Below are 19830 nucleotides of genomic sequence, written 5' to 3'. Positions count from 1 at the left end.
TAATAGATATGATATACTAAAAATATTGGGAAAGGATGTTGAAGAATTTTATGGAAATTAATATACCAAATTATATTATATTTATATTGGATAAATTAGAATCAAGTGGATTTGAGTCCTATATAGTGGGAGGATCTGTTAGAGATATTTTACTTGGAAAAGAGCCTAATGATTTTGATATAGCTACCAATGCTAAGCCTGAAGATATAGAGAATATTTTTCAAGATAATAAAACCATTGATATTGGTAAAGAGTTTGGGACAATTAAGATTCTTTTAGATAAAGAAGAAGTAGAAGTTACAACTTTTAGAACAGAAGGAAATTATTTAGATGGAAGAAGACCAGAGTGGGTTAAATTTGTTCCAGCTATTGAAGATGATCTTTCTAGAAGAGATTTTACTATAAATGCTATAGCTTATAATAAAAAAACTGGTATAGTTGATCCATTTAATGGAGTGAAAGATTTAGAAAAAAAGATTATTCGTTCTGTTGGAAATCCTAAAGAAAGATTTAAAGAAGATTATTTAAGGATACTTAGGGCTGTAAGATTTTCTACAGTATTAGATTTTGAGATAGAAAAAGAAACCTTAAAAGCAGCAGAGGAATATGGCTCTAATATTTCTAATGTAAGTATGGAAAGGATTAATCAGGAATTTTTTAAAATACTTTTGAGTTCTAAACCTTCTAAAGGAATAGAACTTATGAGAGAAATAGGTTTATTAGATATAATAGTACCTGAAATAATTCCTAGTATAGGATTTAATCAACAAAATCCTCATCATAATAAAGATGTTTATAATCATATTCTCTGTGCTATTGATAATTCACCACCTATATTAAAGGTAAGACTTGCAGCTCTTTTTCATGACATGGGAAAACCTCATACTATTTCAATAGATGAAAAGGGAATTGGACATTTCTATGGACATGATAAAGTTGGAGCTAAAATAGCAAAACAGGCTTTAGAGAGGATGAAAGCTCCTCATAAACTCAATGAGGAAGTAACCATACTAGTCAGTGAGCATATGACTCATCATGCTAGGTTTAAAGATAAAGGATTAAAAAAACTTATAAGAAGAGTAGGAGTAGAAAATATATACGATCTATTTGAACTACAAAAAGCAGATAGGAAATGCTCCAATGAATATGCCTCTATAGAACATATTCTAGATATGGAAAAAAGAGTAGATAGTATTTTAGATAAAAGGGAAGCTTTTGATACAAATCAATTAGATATAAATGGAAATGATTTATTAAAAATAGGGTTTAAAGAAGGAAAAATTATAGGTGAAGTATTAGAATATCTTTTGGAAAAGGTTATGGAAAATCCATCTATAAACAAAAAAGAAAAATTACTTAAGTTAGCGCAGAAAAAATATTCTAAAAAATCATAAATTAAGAATAAAAAATATTTGTGCATAAAAAAATCTTGTGGTATTATAATTGTTGTTACATTTTTTAGTGGGAGGTAAAAAAATGGGAAAATTATTTGGAACTGATGGAGTTAGGGGTATAGCAAATAAAGATCTAACACCAGAATTAGCTTTTAAAATAGGAAGAGCAGGAGCCTTTGTTCTTTCAAAGGGAAGAAATGGTTCAATAGTTGTAGGCCGAGATACAAGAAAATCCGGTGATATGTTAGAAGCAGCATTAGTTGCAGGTATATGTTCTGTAGGATTAGATGTAATAAGTGTTGGTGTAATACCCACTCCAGCAGTAGCCTATTTGACTAGGAAACATAGTGCACTAAGTGGAGTAGTAATATCTGCATCCCATAATCCTGTTGAATATAATGGTATTAAGTTTTTTAATGAAAAAGGATATAAACTAAATGATGATATAGAAGAAGAAATAGAAAATATTGTTTTGGGAAATAAAGAAATAGATTATAGACCTATAGGTGGAAAAGTGGGAACAAAAATAGTAGTCGAAAATGGTGTAGATGAATACATAGACTATTTGAGACAAACTATAAATGTAGATTTTAATGGTTTGAAAATAGCGGTAGACTGTGGAAATGGTGCTGTATCAGAAGCTGCACCAAAGCTTTTAAGAAGGTTAAATGCGGAAGTTGTAGTTATAAATGATGAACCAAATGGAGTAAATATTAATGTTGACTGTGGTTCAACTAATCCTAAAATGGCTCAAAACTTAGTTTTAGAAACAAAAGCAGATATAGGTCTTTCCTTTGATGGAGATGCAGACAGACTTATAGCTGTAGACAATGAAGGAAATATAGTAGATGGTGATCATATACTTGCTATATGTGGAAATCAACTTAAGAAAAAAAATAAATTAAAAAATAATGTAGTAGTAGGAACTGTTATGACCAATATGGGATTAGATGTATATCTTAATGAAAACGGAATGAATATTGTAAAGACTAAAGTTGGAGATAGATATGTAATAGAGGAAATGCTTAAAGGTGAATATGTCTTAGGTGGAGAGCAGTCAGGACATATTATATTCTTAGAACATAATACTACAGGAGATGGACTTTTAACAGCATTGCAATTAACTTCAGTAATGGTAGAAACAGGTAAAACAATGTCGGAGCTGAATAGTTTAATGACAACTTTTCCACAAGTTCTTATAAATGCAAAGGTAAAAAATGAACTTAAAAATTCTTATTTAGAAGATCAAATTATAAAAACAGAAATAGAAAAGATAGAAGAGATGTTCCATGGTGAAGGCAGAGTAGTTATACGACCATCAGGAACAGAGCCATTGGTTAGGGTTATGATAGAAGGAAAAGATGAAGAAAAAATATACAAAGTGGCTAAAGAACTTGCAGAGTTAATAGAAGAAAGATTAGGAAATGAAATTGTTGTTACAAATTAAGCTAATTTAACTCCTGAAAACTAATAATTGGACAAACTATAAGGCAATAAAAGAAATATTTCCCGGGAAAAATTAATTAAGCTAGAGAAAATAGATTAATCTGTATCTATACCTCTAGCTTTTATTATTTTGAGAAGAACAACAATAAATGTTACAATATAGGAAATATTTGTTTATTAGGAGGTTGAATATGAAAAAATTATTATATGTTACGGTATTATTAATATTTATTCTATCTTTAAATTTTGTTCATAGTGAATCACTAAATGAACCTAAAATGGATATGGAAACTGGTCTGGTACTTGAAGCTAGTGAAATAAAAGAAAATACTAATTCAGAAGGATTTGTAGAAAAATTTCAGGAAGTAAAAGTAAAAATAATTAGTGGAAAATATAAAAACAAAATAGTAGATATTGAAAATCATCAATCTGATAATGATTTTTATAATATTGTAGCAAAAAAAGGGGATAAAGTTGTTATTTCCATTGAAGAATTTGAAGATGGAAATTTATCTATAAATATAACAGATTATTTTCGTCAAAATTATATTGTCTATTTATCTATTATATTTATATTATTAATTATTGTTATAGGCAGAAAGAAAGGGTTAAAAGCTGTACTTAGTCTTGGTATTACAATGTTTGCTATTTTAAAAATATTATTACCTATGTTACTGAAAGGAAGGAATCCAATTCCTTTAACTATTCTAATTTCTATAGGCATTACAGTTATAACAATGTTTATTATTAGTGGAATAAATAGTAAAAGTATTGCGGCTATTTTAGGAACAAGTGGGGGTGTTCTTATAGCAGGTGTTATAGCTTATTATATAGGTACTAAGGCAAAACTAACAGGTCTTAGCAGTGAAGAAGCCATGATGCTTACATATATTCCTCAAGAAGTAAATTTTAATTTTAATAGTTTATTGTTCTCAGGGATTATCTTAGGTTCTCTTGGAGCTGTAATGGATGTAGGTATTTCTATTTCTTCATCAATAGAAGAAGTTTATAACGCAAATAAAAAATTAACGAGGAAAGAATTATTTTCCGCTGGAATGAATGTGGGCAAAGACGTAATGGGAACTATGACTAATACTTTAATTCTTGCATATACAGGAAGCTCTATACCTTTATTATTGTTGTTTATGGCTTATGAAACTTCACTAATGAAAGTATTAAATTTAGATATTATTGCTACAGAAGTGATTCGTTCTATATCAGGAAGTATTGGTTTAGTATTAACTATACCTTTAACTGCTTTCATATCAAGTATTTTAATTAAAAGACGTGAAAAAAAAGAAACTGATAATATTATATAGCCTAAAAAAACTGTATCAAAATAATTTAAATTATTTTGATACAGTTTTTTATATTAAAATATATTTGACAATAAATAGGTATAGTATTAATATATAATTAGCATATGCCAATTATATATTGGTCAGAATAGAAAATAGGAGGTATACATATGAAGATAGGATTATCATCTAATGGGAAAGATCTAGATAGTACTTTAGATTTAAGATTTGGAAGATGTAGTTATTTTATAATTTATGATATAGAAAAAAGTGATTTTGAATCAATAGAAAATAAGGGGCTAACGTCTGAGGGAGGGGCTGGCATAGCAGCATCTCAACAACTGATTGACGAAAATGTAGATGTGATTATTACAGGTAAACTTGGTCCTAATGCTTTCAATATAATAAATAAAGCTGACATTAAAGTTTTTAAAAGTGAGGCTATATCAATAAAAGATGCAATAGAAAAATATAAGAAAGGTGAACTTTTAGAATTAAAAGAATCAGGACCTGCCCATCATGGTATGTAAAATTGAAGGAGGAAAACAATGAATATTGCAGTACTTAGTGGAAAAGGAGGAACTGGAAAAACTACTGTATCTACAAATCTTGCTTTGGCCTTAAAATCAAATTACGTAGATTGTGATGTAGAAGAGCCTAATGGATTTTTGTTTTTAAAACCTAAAATAGATGAAGTTGAAAAGGTTTTAGTAGATTATCCATATATTGATAGTAATAAATGCATATCTTGTGGTTCTTGTGTTAATGCATGCCAATTTAATGCTTTAGCTAAAGTAAATAATGATATTATGTTATTTGAAAAACTATGTCATAGTTGTGGCGCTTGTGAAATTGCTTGCAATCATGGGGCACTAAAATATAAAAAGCGAAAAACAGGTACTATTGAAAAAGGCAAGTCTAAAGATATAAATTGTGCAAGAGGAGTTTTAGATATAGGAGAACCAATGGCCGTACCTATTATAAATAAACTGTTAGATAATTTATTAGAAGGTTTAAATATTATAGATTGTCCTCCAGGGACTTCTTGTAATGTAGTAAATGCATTGAAGTATGCCAATGGTGCAATATTGGTTACAGAACCTACAAAATTTGGACTACATGATTTAGATATGGCAGTTGAAGTTGTGAAAATGTTTAATATTGATTATGGAATAATTATAAACAAGGATGACGGAAAAGAAAATATAATAAGAAAATACTGTAAGGAAAATAATATAAAAATTATAGGTGCTATACCATATAGTAAAGATATAGCAGAGATATATTCAAAAGGAGAAATTTTATACGATGATTTAAATCAGAAATATATATTTGATGAATTAGCAGAGAGAATAAAGAAGGTGATAGCATGGAGTTAGTAGTTTTAAGTGGTAAAGGTGGAACTGGTAAAACTACTATTGCTACAGCCCTTTCAGAACTTGCAAAAAATGTAGTAAGGGTAGATTGTGATGTGGAAGCTTCTAATTTTTATTTATTTTATGATGGAGCTGATATAAAAAAAGGAGAGTTCGTTGGAGGTAAGATAGCATCTATTAATAAAGCAAAATGTATAAAATGTGGTAAATGTGAAGAGGTATGTAAGTTCGATGCTATCCATGACCTAGAGATAGACCCTTATGCTTGTGAAGGTTGTGGAGCTTGTACTCTTATATGTCCAAAAAATGCAATAAAATTAAAAGATGAAAAAGCTGCAGATACATTTATAACTAAAACAGATGAAGGAATTATATCTAGAGCTGAAATGGAAATAGGAAGTGATGCTTCTGGCAAGCTTATAACTTTTCTACGCAAAAATAGTAAAGAGTTTTCTGAAAAAGAAAAACTAACTATAATAGATGGATCACCAGGTATAGGTTGTTCAGTTATTGCTTCAATTACTGGTAGTGATGTAGTTTTAATTGTTACAGAACCAACCAAATCAGGACTTGAAGATCTTAAAAGAGTAGTATCTTTATGTGAACATTTTGGAGTACTTGTTTTAGTATCTATAAATAAATATGATATAAATGAAGATATGAGTAATGAAATTGAAAAATATATAGAAGAAAAAGGATTAAAACTTATAGGAAAGATTCCATATGATGACATGGTTATGAAGTCTATAAATGAATTAAAACCAATAACTTATTATGAAAATAGTATAGCTAAAATAGCCATTGAAGAAATGTGGTCAAATATTAAAAAAATAATATTTTAGGAGGAATGAAAATGAAGATAGCAGTTGCAAATGAAGGTAAATTAGTTAGTGGTCATTTTGGGCATTGTGAAGGTTTTACAATATACGATGTTAATGATAATAAGATATTAGACAAAAAATTTGTACCAAATCCAGGACATAAGCCAGGATTTTTACCAGTTTTTTTAAAAGAGCAAAAGGCAGATGTAATAATATCTGGAGGTATGGGAGCTCATGCTCAAGAGCTTTTCAATGAAAATGGTATCGAAGTAGTAGTAGGAGCTCAAGGCGCATCTGATGATATAGTAGACAGATATCTAAAGGGAGAACTTAAATCTACAGGAAGCGTTTGTACTGAACATCAACATGAAGGTCATTGCAATGAATAAATAGGAATAATCAAGCCATCACTCTATTTTGAAAGTGGTGGCTTTTTCAATATCATTTATCTTTTCCTAAGTTATTCATATCAAAAATATTCCAAGGATATTCATCATAAGGAAGAGATGAAAAAGTTAAAAATTGTTTGCTAACAGGATGGATGAAACCAATTTTATGTGACCATAGGGCAATTTGTGTCCATCCCTTTTTCTTCATAAATATTTTGTTATATTTCCTATCTCCCCATATAGGTAGATTTGCATGAGAAAGTTGTACCCTTATTTGGTGATGGCGACCTGTTTTTAAAGTTATTTTAAGTAAACTAATAGTTCCATCTAGTCCTGTTTTAATAGTTTCTAAAACTTCGTATTCAAGTATTGCTTCTTTAGAACCCCTTGTATCTTTTTCTACTACTTTACTCATATTAATAGTTCTTAATTTTTTTAAATAATCTCTTAACTCTTCTTTAGAATTTTCAGGTTCTCCGCAAACTATTGCAAGATATTCTTTATAAAGTTTATGTTCTGAGACTTGTCTAGATAAATTTGAATTAGATTTTTTATTTTTTGCATATACCATAATTCCTCCAACAGGACGGTCTAATCTATGAACAAGTCTAAGATTTGGCTTTTTTAACATAGATATAAGGTCAGTATCATTTGTTTTGTCGCTTTGACAAGGAACTTTTGGTGGCTTTTCTACTACTAATATATCTCTGTCTTGAAAAATAATGTTTAAGTTCATTTTTTCCTCCTATGTTTTTAAATTTATAAAAACAAAACAAGTATATTATATATAAATTATTGTGTAATTGACAACTGTATATTTTAGATAATAATTTTCTTTTTTAAAGAATGATATTTTAATGAAATACTTTTTAGTATATATTAAAAAGTGTTTAAAGTTAAAGATGAAGATTAACAGAATTAAGTAAACTTAAAGTATTAAAAGATGAGCTTGTCACTAACTTTTAATAAATAAGTTAAAGTTCATGTTCAACATTAAGATTAAAGTTTTTTATACTATTTATATGAAAGTGAAACTATAGAACTATATAAAAATATAGCGAAAGACATTAGACAAGTAGTGGAAATAATTGTATGATAGATTAGATGGGGAATTATACAACGATATTTTAAAATATGGATTTTGATAAAGGAGAAAATAGGGAAAATTCTGTTACGGTGAGAAAAGATATAGGGAAGTTCTAGAAAACCATGAGAGTAGCGGTTTAAAAATAGTGAGATAAAAATGGATTTATAAAAAAAATGGGGGTATTTAAAGTGAAAACTTGTATCTACTACTTTACTGGAACAGGAAATTCTTATTTTGCGGCAAAAAAATTGGCCAGGTACATAAATGGAGCAGATCTTATACCTATTCCAAGCCTTATAAAAGAAGAAGAGATAAATTGTCCTTATGACAATGTAGGAATTGCATTTCCTCTTTACTATGGAGGGCTTCCTGAAATAGTGATTAGATTTTTAAAGAAGATAAATATTAAAAAAGATGCTTATATATTTGCTCTTTGTACAAGAGGAGGATCCAATGGACAAGCAATGGCTCAAATAGATAAGATACTTAAGCAAAAAAGAAGAAGATTAAATGGAAACTTTTATATTACTATGCCCGATAATTATGTAAAAAAGTTTCAAATGAAAGCTGAAGAAGAGGGAAAAGAAATAATTAGAGATGCAAACAGTGATATTCTAAAAATGGCAAAGGCAGTATCGAAAAGAAGAGAAATAAAAAGAAATTTTAGCTTCTATGGTTTAATAATGAAACCTTTCTATAGAAGTTTTATAAAAAATGTTCATACAAGTGATAAAGATTTTAATGTAAATGAATCATGTATTGGATGTGGAATATGTAAAAAAGTATGTCCTGTAGATAATATTGAATTGGTCCATGGCAAACCTGAGTGGAGGATGGATTGTCAACAATGTATGGGCTGTATTCAGTTTTGTCCTAATGAAGCTATTCAAATAGGTGAAAAAACTGAAAATAGGGGAAGGTACAAAAATCCTTATGTAACTGTAGAAGAATTGGAAGCGATGAAGGACTATAGATTATATAAAAATAAATATTAGTGTTCAAAATAGAGTTTTCAACATTGAAAGCTCTATTTTGCTTTAAGATATGATAAAATGGGTATTATGCTTATAATGACTTTAAAAATAGACATATGAAAGGGGATATTTATGGAAAGATTTTTTACTAAAAAGATAAATATACTCATAGTTTCTCTTATAGCTATGGCACTTTGGGGAAGTGCTTTTCCAGTTTTAAAGGTTAGTTATGAGAAACTTGCAATTGAAGGACCAGATATATATTCAAAAATATACTTTGCAGGACTAAGATTTTTTATGGCTTCTATATTAGTATTTTTAGCAGCTAAACTAATTTTTAAAATGAATATAAATATTAAAAAAGATCATATAAAATCTTTTATTATACTTGGACTTTTGCAGACAACTTTGCAATATTTCTTTTTCTATATAGGAGTAGCTAATACTACAGGTATAAAAAGTGCTATAATCCAAGCTAGCGGTACATTTTTTACTGTTATATTGGCACATTTTATTTATAATAATGATAAGTTAAATATACAAAAAGTTTTAAGTTTAATTTTAGGGTTTGGAGGAATTCTTATAGTTAATATAGGTAAAGATTTTGATTTAAGTTTTAAATTAATAGGAGAAGGTTTCTTATTATTTTCTGCATTAGTAAGCACTTTTGCTACTATATATGTAAAGAATGTTTCTCAAGACATAGAACCAGTATTTCTTACAGGAGGTCAAATGTTCTTTGGTTCCTTACCATTATTAATTGTAGGAAAAGTTGGAATGGGCGGGTCTAAACTTACCTTTGATAAAGTAAGTTTTACATTATTATTATATTCAGCTTTTCTTTCAGCTACTGCTTTTTTATTATGGTATATGATTTTAAAATATAATAAACCAGGTGAAGTAAGTATATATAGATTGTTTATACCTATATTTGGAGCTACTTTATCTGCTATTTTTATTAAAGGAGAACATTTTACTTTCAATTTAGTTGTAGGATTAATTCTGGTAGTACTAGGTATTTTAGTATTGAACTTAAATAGAAAGCAAGAATTTGAATAATATAAATGCTTTATTTAATATCAGAAACTATCTATATAAGTTAACTATTTTTTATTTCTGTCGATATTATTGTTGAGAGGAAATTGAAAAGTTTTTATTTGAAGTTAGGCAAAGAGTTATTAATACTATAAAATTAACGGGGAGTTGCATATGGGTAAATTAACATTGGATAGAATAGTTGAAAAAGTTGAAGAGATGCCAGTTTTACCAAATAGAATAAATAAGATAATAGAAATTGTTGAAAATTCAGACTCTACAGTTAAAGATTTGGAAAATGAAATATTGAAGGATCAAAGTTTAACTTCAAAAGTTCTTAAGCTCGCTAATACCACCCATTATGGATATCCGAGGAAAATAAGTACTGTTTCAAGAGCTACAATATTATTAGGATTTCAAACCATTAAAAGTATAGCTTTGGCCTCTACAGTAAGTAAATATCTTCTAGGAGAGCTGGAAGGATATGCCCTTGGAAAAAATGATTTGTGGAAGCAATCTCAAACTTGTGGTATTATTTCAAGATATATTGGAAAGAAAAAAAGTATTGAAAATCCTGAGAAAGCTTATATTGCAGGGCTGTTAAGGGATATAGGAAAAACTATATTAAATCATTATGTGCAAGATGAATATTGTGAAATAGTGAAAATAGTTGAAGAAGAAAGGGTTCCATTTTTAGAAGCAGAAAAGTTAGTTCTTGGATTTGATCATGCTGAAATAGGAGGTAAAGTAGCACAAAAGTGGAATTTTCCTAAAGATTTAGTAGAAGCTATAGAATATCATCATACACCCGAAAAAGCTTTGGAAAATCCAGATTTAGTATCTATAGTCCATGTAGCAGATGCTATAACTATGATGATGGGAGTCGGTCTTGGAGCAGATGGTATGAAATATAATTTATCACAGTTTGCAATAGAGAATTTAAAATTAAATGAAACAGAAATACAATATATTATTTTAGAAGCATCGGATTTAATAATAGATGATGATAATTTTAATGTAATTTAGATAAAAGGAGATTTCCAATAAGCATTTGAGAAATCTTCTTTTATTTTTGTATTTTTTTAAAAGGGGTGTTTCAATGGTAGAGTCCATAAAAAAAAGTATTTTAAAATTAAGTTTTTTTACTGATTTGGACAGAGAACATATAAATTATTTAGCTGAGTCTTCTTTTAGAGTTAAATTGAAGAAAGGGGAATCTTTATTTTCAGAAAGAGACGAAGTAAAAAATATCTACGTGATCTTGGAAGGAAAAATGACCCTTTTTAGACTTTCAGAAATGGGACAAAAGAGGATTATATATATTTTGGATTCAGGAGAAATAATTAATGAAGTAATTTTTGATAATATGCCTGCTTCAATAAATTGTGAAGCCTTTGAAGATAGCACAGTAATAGGTTTTGATAAAGGAACATTCTTATATGTAATGGAGAAAAACTTTGATTTAACCCAAAAGGTAATAAAATCTATGGGCAAAAAGATAAGGAGACAGTATAGGCAACTTAAAAATACAGTTCCAATAAGAATGGATAAAAAGTTAGCGGCAAAGCTTTGGAAGCTTAGCAGAGATTATGGAATAGAGATGGAAGACGGGGTCTTAATAAATTTAGATTTAAGTATTACCTATTTAGCAGATATGTTAGGAAGTACAAGGGAAACTGTTTCAAGATGTATGAGTGACTTAAAAAAAGAAGATCTTATTGAATATAAGGATAGAAAAATTTTAGTAAAAGATAGAAAAAAATTATCTATATATTTTAGAGGAGTGTGATTTTTATCACAGTCCTTTTTTTTAAAAAGTGTTAAATTATAAATAAATGTAAAAAGGAGGGATTGGATTATGTTTAGTCAAGAAATTAACAACTTATCTTCAATAGCATCAAATAAGAAAACGTTATTTCAAGATAATAAAATTGGATATTTATTATCGTCTATGCTAGCAGGAGTCTATGTAGGAATTGGAATACTCCTTATTTTTACTATTGGAGGATTGTTGCAACCTGCAAATGTACCAGGAGTGAAAATTTTGATGGGTGTATCTTTTGGTATAGCACTTAGCCTTGTTCTTATAGCTGGTTCTGAGCTTTTTACAGGAAATAACTTAATAATGATGGTTGGATCGTTGAAGGGGCAAGTTTCTTGGAAAGATAGTATATCTGTTTGGATATATAGTTATATAGGGAATTTTTTAGGAAGCATACTTCTTTCCATATTATATGTTCAATCAGGACTTGCTACAGGTAGTATAGCAGATTTTATAATAAATGGATCTAAGGCTAAAATTAACGCAGGGCTTGGAGAATTATTTATTAGAGGAATACTTTGTAATATGTTAGTGTGTTTAGCAGTTTGGTGTTTTTTTAAGTTAAAAGAAGAGACAGCAAAACTTATAATGATATTTTGGTGTTTATTTGCATTTATAACTATAGGATTTGAGCACAGTATAGCAAATATGACATTAATTACTACTGCAATGATGTTACCTAATGGCGGCGCAATTTCTTTTGCTGGACTTTTTAAAAATCTTATACCTGTAACTATAGGGAATTTTGTTGGCGGTGCAATTTTTATAGGTTGGACTTATTGGTTTATAGCTAATGGCAGAGAAAAGGCAAAGGAGGCAAAGAACTATGGGGATTTATCTAAGTAATAAAGAATTTAATAATGTATTAAAAGAACTAGGCAAAGAATATAGAATATATGCTCCTAAATTATTTAAAAACAAGGGTAGATTTTCAGATACAGATTTAGTTAGATATGATGAAGTATATAGTGTAGAAGAAATAGAATTCAATAAAAAATCTTATTACTCACCTAAAGAGATATTACTGCCTATAACTCAAACATTATTTTATTTTACAGAAGATAAAGTTATAGAACCAGAGATGGATGATAAAAAGATATTGGTGTTTTTGAGAAGTTGTGATATACATGCAGTAAAAAGATTAGATGAGATATATTTGAAAAATGGAGTAGAAGATCCCTATTACAAAAAACGAAGAGAAAAAATAAATTTTGTGCTCATGGAATGCGAAAATAGTTTTGAAAACTGTTTCTGTGTAAATATGGGAACTAATAAAACTGAGGATTATTCTTTATTTGTTAAGAAAGATGGAAATGGCATATTAGTTAAAGTGAAAGGTGAAGATTTTACTTCGTATTTTGACATAGGAGAAGAAATTGAAATAAATCCAAAATTTATAGAGGAAAATAAAGTTAAAGTAAATATACCAGATAATTTAGATATAAATATATTTAAATTACCTATATGGAGTGAGTATACTTCAAGATGTATAGGTTGTGGTAGGTGTAATATAGTATGTGGCACTTGTTCTTGTTTCTCTATGCAGGATATTTTCTATAAAGATAATGAAAAAACAGGAGAAAGAAGAAGGGTATGGGCTTCTTGTCAAATAGATGGTTATTCTGAGGTAGCTGGAGGCTTTGATTTTAGAAGTAACCAAGGAGATAGGATGAGGTTTAAAGTAATGCACAAAATATATGATTTTAATAAAAGATTTGGCTATCAGATGTGTGTAGGATGTGGAAGGTGTGATGATGCATGTCCAGAATATATATCATTTTCCTGTTGTGTTAATAGGCTAAATCAAGAAATAAAGGAGGAAAAGTAAATGGAAAACAATGTTTACCTACCTTTTAAATCAAAAATTTTGAAAATAGTACCCCATACTGGTATAGATTATACTTTTAGAATGGAATTCAAGGGTGATGTAAAGCCAGGGCAGTTTTTTGAAGTGTCTATTCCGAAATATGGAGAAGCCCCTATATCCGTAAGTGAGATAGGAGAAAATTATGTGGATTTAACTATTAGAAAAGTAGGGAAAGTCACTGATGTAGTGCATACATTTTTTCCCGGAGAGCACCTTTTCATGAGGGGACCTTATGGAAATGGATTTGATGTAAATATGTTTAAAGGAAAAGAATTGATAGTAGCAGCAGGAGGTACTGGTCTTGCTCCAGTTAAAGGTGTTGTAGATTATTTTGCAGATCATAAAAATGAAATAAAAGATATTACATTGGTTTGTGGATTTAAATCACCAGATGATATTTTATTTAAGAACGATTTTAAATTCTGGGAAGATAAAATAAATACCATTTTAACAGTGGATAATGGAAATGAAAATTATAATGGAAATGTAGGTCTTATAACTGAATATATAAAGGATATAGAAATAGAAAATGTAGAAAAAGCAAATGTAATAGTAGTAGGGCCTCCAATCATGTTAAAGTTTTCACTTCAAGAATTTTTAAATAAAGGTATAGAGGAAGAAAATATTTGGGTTTCATACGAAAGAAAAATGTGTTGTGGAATAGGAAAATGTGGACATTGTAAAATAGATGATACATATGTTTGTTTAGATGGTCCTGTATTTAATTATACAAAGGCTATGAAACTTGTAGATTAGGAGGTGTTATTGTGGATATAAATACTAAAAAACTTAAAAAAAATGCTTTTAGAGTAACAAAGGAAAGGGGAAAAACTGCTATTAGAATTAGAGTTCCAGGAGGACATATTGAGGCAAGTCATTTGCTTGTTTTAAAAAATATTGCTGAAAAATATGGGAATGGCACTCTTCATATAACTACTAGACAAGGTTTTGAAATACCAGGTATACCAATGGAATATATGGATGAGGTAAATAAAGAGATTCAGCCAGTAATAGAAGGATTAAATATAAACCAAATAGATCCAGATACGGGATATCCAGCTTCAGGTACAAGAAATATATCTGCATGTGTAGGTAATAATGTATGTCCTTTTGCAAATTATAACACTACAAACTTTGCAAAGAAAATTGAAGAGGTGATATTTCCTAATGATTATCATGTCAAAATAGCCCTTACAGGTTGTCCGAATGACTGTATAAAATCTAGGATGCATGACTTTGGTATAATAGGTATGACAGAACCGCAGTATGATCCTTATAGATGTATAGGATGTAAAGCTTGTGTAGATAACTGTAAAAAAAGGGTAGTTGGAGCACTATCTTTTGAAAATAATAAAGTAGTTAGAAATGAAGAAAAATGTATTGGATGTGGAGAGTGTATATTAAAATGTCCTATGTCTGCCTGGACGAGAAGTGATGAAAAATATTATAAACTAGTTATAATGGGGAGAACAGGAAAGAAAAATCCAAGGCTTGCAAGAGAGTTTATTACTTGGATAGATGAGGAAAGTATTATAAAAATAATATTAAATACTTATGAATATGTAGATAAATATATAGATAAAGAGGCACCAGGAGGAAAAGAACATGTAGGATATATTGTTGATAGGACAGGGTTTCAAGAGTTTAAAAAATGGGTATTGAAAGATGTAGAACTAGGACCAAAGGCAATAGTGGAAAATAATATATATTGGTATTAAGAATAATTTTTATAGATTGTAGAAAAAATAAAATAAGGCTAAATATAATTCAAAACTAGGAGGAATTCCATGGACAATAGAACATTAAATGGTGTTAAACAAGATTTACCATTAGCAAATGTAAATAATGAAGAATTAAATGAAATTAAGAAATTTGAAGAAAATTTAGGAAATAAATATTATATATTAGCCTTTGAAAGAAAATAACATGTAAAATCTAAAAAGGATAGCTAAATTTAGCTATCCTTTTAGATTTTATTAGTTTTGTAACATTTGTTACGTATTTATATTGGAATTGATAGTAAAATAAAACATATAAATAATTTTAAAAAATCAATGGGAGGGTTTTATATGAGTAGAAATCTTATAAAAAATATAGATTTTAAAACTGTATACAATATAAAATCATTGGTAGACTATCAAGAAGGAACTGTAGTCAGTAGAACACTTGCACAGGGTGATCCACTAAGTATGACACTATTTGCCTTTGATAGTGGAGAAGAAATTAGCTCTCATACAGCTCCAGGAGATGCATTAGTATATATTTTAGATGGTATTGCAGAAATAACTATAGGAGAAGAAAAGTTTGAAGTAAAAGAAGGAGAAACAATTGTTATGCCAAAAGATATTCCTCATGCACTATATGCAAAGGAAAGGTTTAAAATGCTTTTGGTTGTAGTATTCAGTTTATAGTTAGAAAAGGAAGCAGGTCAAATGACTTGTTTCTTTTTTTATTGAAATAATAAATAAAATAATATATGGTATAATTAGTATTTGATATTTTATTATAGTAAGGTTGGTGAAAATTTTTGAAGAAGAAAGTGGTTTTAGGAATGAGTGGTGGAGTAGATAGCTCTGTAGCAGCTTATATTCTAAAAGAAGCAGGATATGATGTGATAGGGGTAACTATGACTATGATTCCAAAAGATGAGGAGTTTGATGAAAAAGAAGGTGGTTGCTGTTCTATTTCTTCAGTAAACGATGCTAGAAAAGTAGCTGAAAAGTTAGATATTCCTTTCTATGTCATGAATTTTAAAGATGTATTTGAAAGAAAGGTTATAAATTATTTTGTTGATGAATATTTACAAGGAAGAACTCCAAATCCATGTGTAGTATGTAATAAATATATAAAGTTTGATGAGTTCTTGAGAAAAGCTGAAGGTTTAGGAGCCTATTATGTAGCTACAGGCCATTATGCTAATATAGAAAAAGATGAATCTACAGATAGATATCTTCTTAAAAGAGCCGCAGATTCAAAGAAAGATCAGACTTATTTTCTATATAATATGACTCAATATCAATTAGAACATACCCTTATGCCTCTTTATAATATTACAAAGGATAGAGTAAGAGAAATAGCCGAAAAGATAGACTTAAATGTACACAATAAGCCTGATAGTGAAGAAATATGTTTTATCCCAGATGATGATCATGGGAAATTTATTAAGAATAGAGAGCCTGATAAGGTAAAACCGGGATATTTTGTTGATGAAAATGGCCATACATTAGGCAAGCATAAAGGAATAGTCTATTATACTGTAGGTCAAAGAAAAGGTTTAGGGATAGCTGTAGGTAGAAAGGTTTTTGTTCAGAAAATAATTCCAGAAAAGAATTTAATAGTAATCGGGGATGAAGATAAAATATTCAAGTCGAAACTTTATGCAGAAGATATAAATATAATTCCTTATGATAATATTCCTAAAGACTTGGAAGTAACAGCTAAAGTAAGATATAGCATGAAAGAAACAAAAGCTCTTGTTAATCCACATAAAGACGGAGCAATTGTAGAGTTTAAATCCCCACAAAGAGCTATAACAAAAGGCCAGTCAGTAGTGTTTTATGATGGAGACGTAGTAGTTGGTGGAGGAATTATAAAAGAAGTATATTAAGTAATATATAAAATCTTTATATATATAAAGATTTTATATATTTTTTTTAAAATGCAATTTTAGGTTTTGAATATTGCTCGTATTCTTCTTTTGCAATGTCTCTAGATTTTTCCAGCGAATGTAAAACATCAATGAAATCTAAACATAAATTTTTTAAATCATTTTCTATACTCTACATGGTATCACCTCGATATCATCTTAAATTTATATGAAAAACATATTTAAATATAAAATGTTTAACCTCTTATATATTTTAAAAGTATAAATAGTTTGAAAAAAATGATTAATAAGTATATTAAATGTGAAATACCTATTAATATTCAATTAATTTAACTTTACAAAAAATTAATATTTGATACATACTAATATATTTATACATAAATATACAAGACATTTCCCGTATAGATAAGGACAAACTTATATAGTAGAATTATATACACCTTATTTAAAAAATATTCATATACAATATATAATTTTATGATTAAAAGTTGAAAAGTTCACTATTAAGACTACTATGTGAAAATATTCGGAATATATTAGTTATATTAAATGAATTTAAAATTATCATACTATTTGTAATTTATAAGTAATAGTTAATAATGGATAGTTGCAATTAAGTTAAATAGTTCGACAAAATTAGACCAAAACAAACAAAGGAGTATTGCAACTTATATGGAATATTATTTATAAACAAACTTAATTGGATCTACTATGAAGTTAAGAATTCAAACAACCCTATATCGTATAAGTATAAAACTATATGCATAAATAAAATTTTTGTAATTTTGCCTATAATGTGTTATACCTTAGTTATCCATTGACATTAATTAATAATGGGTGGTATAATACATTAAATTAATAAATTATAATAAAGTATAATAACAAAAAGGGGGCTTATTTTAATGAAAAGAAAGTTAAGCTTAATTCTTTCTCTAGTTCTAGTTCTTACATTAGTAATGACAGGCTGTGGTAAGAGCGAAGAACCAAAACCAGCAAATGGTGGAGATGAGAAGACAGAAGAAAGTGCTGGAGATGCAAATAACCCAGCAAAAGGAAGAGATGGAGCCGAAGATACACTAGTTATAGGTACTCATGAAACTAAGGGAGAATTTTTACCAGGTTATTATTCAGAAACTTATGACGGTTATGTAGTAGACTTAGTTTTTGACGGTCTTATAACTAATGACAAAGAAGGAAATCCAATTCCACTTGCAGCAAAGGATTGGGAAGTATCAGATGATCATCTTACTTATACATTTAATTTAAGAGATGATATTAAGTTTTCAGATGGGGAACCATTAACTGCTGAAGACGTAGAATTTACTTATACTTTTATTTGTGATCCAAATTATGATGGTCCTAGAACTTCAGCTGTAGCAGATCTTGAAGGATATGAAGAGTATAACAAGGGAGATGCTGAAAAAGTTTCAGGTATTGAAGTGATAGATGACCATACTATAGCTTTTAAATTTACAAAAGCATTATCAACTAATATTTGGAACTTCGGTCATGGAATTATGCCAAAACATGTTTATGAATTTGAAAAAGGAGATATCGATGCAATAAAAGCTAAAATGACTGAGCCAATGGGTTCAGGTCCATTTATATTTGAGAAATATGAACCAAAACAATACGTAGAATTTAAAGCTAATGAAGATTATTTCCTTGGCTCACCAAAATTCTCAAAATTAATACTTAAGTTTACTAATGTAGAGACTCAATTCTCTGAACTTGAAAAAGGAACAGTTGATATACAACTTTCAGTTGCAGCAAAAGGTGAAAATAAGGAAATCTTAGACGGTATGGATTTTGTAAATATCGTTGAATATCCAGAAAATAGTTATGGATATATTGGTTTCAATATGAGAGATCCTAGACTTGCAGATAAGAGAGTTCGTCAAGCGTTAACTTATGGATTTAATCGTGATCAATTTGCAGAAGTATACTATCAAGGATTTGCACAAACATGTAATGTACCTATATCTCAAGTATCCTGGGCATATACAGATGAAATAAATGAATACAAATATGATCCAGATAAAGCTATGAAACTTTTAGATGAAGCTGGTTGGAAAGTTGGGAAAGATGGAATAAGAGAAAAAGATGGAAAGAAATTAGAATTTGTATGGTCAACTCATACAGATAGTAAATATGTAGAAACTATGATACCAATGTTAAAATCTGACTGGGAAAAAATAGGTGTAAAAGTAGAAGCAGATATAATGGAATTTGCAGCACTATCTGAAAAGGTATATGAAAAACAAGAATTTGATCTATACAATATGGCATGGAGCTTATCTGTTGATCCAGATGCTTACGAAATATTCCACAGTAGTCAAGACCAAAAAGGTGGATATAACTCTGTAGGATTTAAAAATGAAGAAAATGATAAATTATTAGAACAAGGAAGAGAAGAGTTTGATCAAGAAAAACGTGCTGAAATATATAAAAAATGGTCCCAAGTTATAAATGAAGAACTTCCATATATGTTCTTAACTCAAGCCAACCGTTGGGATGTAGCAAATAAACGTGTTAAAAACTTTGAAACTTCTCCATTCCAAGATATTCAGGATAGAGATGTAATATTAAATATAGAATTAGAATAAAAATTATATATTAAAGTCTAAAAAATCTAATAAAAACAATATAAACCCGGTCAAGGTGTTACCGGGTTTATATTGTATAAAGGATAGCTTTAAAACATTAAAGGAGGG

The 19830-nt window shown here is 28.8% G+C and carries 20 protein-coding genes; 19 read left to right on the top strand and 1 reads right to left on the bottom strand.

Going from position 1 to position 19830, the window contains the following annotated elements; genetic code table 11:
• Nucleotides 1-50: 50 nt before the first annotated feature.
• From FYJ27_RS00800 to FYJ27_RS00770, 7 genes are all read left to right on the top strand, one after another.
• Nucleotides 51-1394 carry a CCA tRNA nucleotidyltransferase gene (locus FYJ27_RS00800; protein WP_195839050.1) on the top strand — a complete coding sequence of 448 codons (1344 nt, stop codon included), beginning with the start codon at nucleotides 51-53 and terminating at the stop codon, nucleotides 1392-1394.
• An 82-nt stretch (nucleotides 1395-1476) separates the two neighbouring features.
• Nucleotides 1477-2841: a phosphoglucosamine mutase gene (glmM, locus tag FYJ27_RS00795; RefSeq protein ID WP_154481632.1), complete on the top strand. Its 1365-nt coding sequence runs from the start codon at nucleotides 1477-1479 to the stop codon at nucleotides 2839-2841.
• A 190-nt stretch (nucleotides 2842-3031) separates the two neighbouring features.
• Complete coding sequence (locus FYJ27_RS00790) at nucleotides 3032-4159, top strand: YibE/F family protein (protein ID WP_154481629.1); 1128 nt, start codon at nucleotides 3032-3034, stop codon at nucleotides 4157-4159.
• A gap of 149 nt (nucleotides 4160-4308) precedes the next feature.
• Nucleotides 4309-4668: a NifB/NifX family molybdenum-iron cluster-binding protein gene (locus tag FYJ27_RS00785; protein ID WP_154481626.1), complete on the top strand. Its 360-nt coding sequence runs from the start codon at nucleotides 4309-4311 to the stop codon at nucleotides 4666-4668.
• An 18-nt stretch (nucleotides 4669-4686) separates the two neighbouring features.
• Entirely contained in the window at nucleotides 4687-5517 is an 831-nt protein-coding gene (locus tag FYJ27_RS00780) for a P-loop NTPase (RefSeq protein WP_154481623.1), read from the top strand.
• Nucleotides 5508-6356 carry an ATP-binding protein gene (locus FYJ27_RS00775; RefSeq protein ID WP_154481620.1) on the top strand — a complete coding sequence of 283 codons (849 nt, stop codon included), beginning with the start codon at nucleotides 5508-5510 and terminating at the stop codon, nucleotides 6354-6356. The genes FYJ27_RS00780 and FYJ27_RS00775 overlap by 10 nt, the downstream gene beginning before the upstream one ends.
• A gap of 11 nt (nucleotides 6357-6367) precedes the next feature.
• On the top strand, nucleotides 6368-6724 hold the full coding sequence (locus tag FYJ27_RS00770; protein WP_154481617.1) for a NifB/NifX family molybdenum-iron cluster-binding protein: 357 nt from the start codon (nucleotides 6368-6370) through the stop codon (nucleotides 6722-6724).
• A 52-nt stretch (nucleotides 6725-6776) separates the two neighbouring features.
• On the opposite strand, the gene FYJ27_RS00765 is transcribed toward FYJ27_RS00770, so the two are convergent.
• On the bottom strand, nucleotides 6777-7460 hold the full coding sequence (locus tag FYJ27_RS00765) for an RluA family pseudouridine synthase (RefSeq protein ID WP_154481614.1): 684 nt from the start codon (nucleotides 7458-7460) through the stop codon (nucleotides 6777-6779).
• Nucleotides 7461-7999: 539 nt separating this feature from the next.
• Here FYJ27_RS00765 and FYJ27_RS00760 point away from each other — a divergent pair.
• From FYJ27_RS00760 to FYJ27_RS00710, 12 genes are all read left to right on the top strand, one after another.
• On the top strand, nucleotides 8000-8806 hold the full coding sequence (locus FYJ27_RS00760; protein WP_195839049.1) for an EFR1 family ferrodoxin: 807 nt from the start codon (nucleotides 8000-8002) through the stop codon (nucleotides 8804-8806).
• A gap of 111 nt (nucleotides 8807-8917) precedes the next feature.
• Complete coding sequence (locus FYJ27_RS00755; RefSeq protein ID WP_154481608.1) at nucleotides 8918-9844, top strand: DMT family transporter; 927 nt, start codon at nucleotides 8918-8920, stop codon at nucleotides 9842-9844.
• 150 nt (nucleotides 9845-9994) lie between these two features.
• Complete coding sequence (locus FYJ27_RS00750; RefSeq protein WP_154481605.1) at nucleotides 9995-10846, top strand: HDOD domain-containing protein; 852 nt, start codon at nucleotides 9995-9997, stop codon at nucleotides 10844-10846.
• Nucleotides 10847-10919: 73 nt separating this feature from the next.
• Nucleotides 10920-11609 (top strand): Crp/Fnr family transcriptional regulator, encoded by a 690-nt coding sequence (locus tag FYJ27_RS00745; protein WP_154481602.1) that lies wholly within the window; start codon nucleotides 10920-10922, stop codon nucleotides 11607-11609.
• A gap of 69 nt (nucleotides 11610-11678) precedes the next feature.
• Nucleotides 11679-12488: a formate/nitrite transporter family protein gene (locus FYJ27_RS00740; protein ID WP_154481599.1), complete on the top strand. Its 810-nt coding sequence runs from the start codon at nucleotides 11679-11681 to the stop codon at nucleotides 12486-12488.
• A complete protein-coding gene (asrA, locus tag FYJ27_RS00735; RefSeq protein WP_154481596.1) occupies nucleotides 12469-13470 on the top strand; it encodes an anaerobic sulfite reductase subunit AsrA in 1002 nt (333 codons plus the stop codon). Before FYJ27_RS00740 ends, asrA begins: the two co-directional genes overlap by 20 nt.
• The gene (asrB, locus tag FYJ27_RS00730) at nucleotides 13471-14265 is read left to right on the top strand and encodes an anaerobic sulfite reductase subunit AsrB (RefSeq protein ID WP_154481593.1); all 795 of its coding nucleotides are present in this window, start codon (nucleotides 13471-13473) and stop codon (nucleotides 14263-14265) included.
• 11 nt (nucleotides 14266-14276) lie between these two features.
• On the top strand, nucleotides 14277-15227 hold the full coding sequence (gene asrC / locus FYJ27_RS00725; protein ID WP_216384673.1) for a sulfite reductase subunit C: 951 nt from the start codon (nucleotides 14277-14279) through the stop codon (nucleotides 15225-15227).
• Between the two features lie 69 nt (nucleotides 15228-15296).
• On the top strand, nucleotides 15297-15434 hold the full coding sequence (locus tag FYJ27_RS12610; RefSeq protein ID WP_195839048.1) for a hypothetical protein: 138 nt from the start codon (nucleotides 15297-15299) through the stop codon (nucleotides 15432-15434).
• 144 nt (nucleotides 15435-15578) lie between these two features.
• Nucleotides 15579-15920, top strand: a complete 342-nt coding sequence (locus tag FYJ27_RS00720; RefSeq protein ID WP_154481590.1) for a cupin domain-containing protein — start codon at nucleotides 15579-15581, stop codon at nucleotides 15918-15920.
• Between the two features lie 116 nt (nucleotides 15921-16036).
• Nucleotides 16037-17116: a tRNA 2-thiouridine(34) synthase MnmA gene (gene mnmA / locus FYJ27_RS00715; protein WP_154481587.1), complete on the top strand. Its 1080-nt coding sequence runs from the start codon at nucleotides 16037-16039 to the stop codon at nucleotides 17114-17116.
• 902 nt (nucleotides 17117-18018) lie between these two features.
• On the top strand, nucleotides 18019-19722 hold the full coding sequence (locus FYJ27_RS00710; RefSeq protein ID WP_154481584.1) for a peptide-binding protein: 1704 nt from the start codon (nucleotides 18019-18021) through the stop codon (nucleotides 19720-19722).
• Nucleotides 19723-19830 lie beyond the last annotated feature (108 nt).

The sequence above is a fragment of the Anaerosalibacter bizertensis genome (genome assembly GCF_009696605.1).
Classification (GTDB): domain Bacteria; phylum Bacillota; class Clostridia; order Tissierellales; family Sporanaerobacteraceae; genus Anaerosalibacter; species Anaerosalibacter bizertensis.
The sequence above is the reverse complement of the archived record's forward strand: the minus strand, read 5'-3'. Positions and strand labels throughout refer to the sequence as shown.

Coding starts and splice junctions, on each gene's coding strand:
- FYJ27_RS00800 (WP_195839050.1), top strand. CDS start 51: ATGGAAATTAATATACCAAATTATATTATATTTATATTGGATAAATTA.
- glmM (WP_154481632.1), top strand. CDS start 1,477: ATGGGAAAATTATTTGGAACTGATGGAGTTAGGGGTATAGCAAATAAA.
- FYJ27_RS00790 (WP_154481629.1), top strand. CDS start 3,032: ATGAAAAAATTATTATATGTTACGGTATTATTAATATTTATTCTATCT.
- FYJ27_RS00785 (WP_154481626.1), top strand. CDS start 4,309: ATGAAGATAGGATTATCATCTAATGGGAAAGATCTAGATAGTACTTTA.
- FYJ27_RS00780 (WP_154481623.1), top strand. CDS start 4,687: ATGAATATTGCAGTACTTAGTGGAAAAGGAGGAACTGGAAAAACTACT.
- FYJ27_RS00775 (WP_154481620.1), top strand. CDS start 5,508: ATGGAGTTAGTAGTTTTAAGTGGTAAAGGTGGAACTGGTAAAACTACT.
- FYJ27_RS00770 (WP_154481617.1), top strand. CDS start 6,368: ATGAAGATAGCAGTTGCAAATGAAGGTAAATTAGTTAGTGGTCATTTT.
- FYJ27_RS00765 (WP_154481614.1), bottom strand. CDS start 7,460: ATGAACTTAAACATTATTTTTCAAGACAGAGATATATTAGTAGTAGAA.
- FYJ27_RS00755 (WP_154481608.1), top strand. CDS start 8,918: ATGGAAAGATTTTTTACTAAAAAGATAAATATACTCATAGTTTCTCTT.
- FYJ27_RS00750 (WP_154481605.1), top strand. CDS start 9,995: ATGGGTAAATTAACATTGGATAGAATAGTTGAAAAAGTTGAAGAGATG.
- FYJ27_RS00745 (WP_154481602.1), top strand. CDS start 10,920: ATGGTAGAGTCCATAAAAAAAAGTATTTTAAAATTAAGTTTTTTTACT.
- FYJ27_RS00740 (WP_154481599.1), top strand. CDS start 11,679: ATGTTTAGTCAAGAAATTAACAACTTATCTTCAATAGCATCAAATAAG.
- asrA (WP_154481596.1), top strand. CDS start 12,469: ATGGGGATTTATCTAAGTAATAAAGAATTTAATAATGTATTAAAAGAA.
- asrB (WP_154481593.1), top strand. CDS start 13,471: ATGGAAAACAATGTTTACCTACCTTTTAAATCAAAAATTTTGAAAATA.
- FYJ27_RS12610 (WP_195839048.1), top strand. CDS start 15,297: ATGGACAATAGAACATTAAATGGTGTTAAACAAGATTTACCATTAGCA.
- FYJ27_RS00720 (WP_154481590.1), top strand. CDS start 15,579: ATGAGTAGAAATCTTATAAAAAATATAGATTTTAAAACTGTATACAAT.
- FYJ27_RS00710 (WP_154481584.1), top strand. CDS start 18,019: ATGAAAAGAAAGTTAAGCTTAATTCTTTCTCTAGTTCTAGTTCTTACA.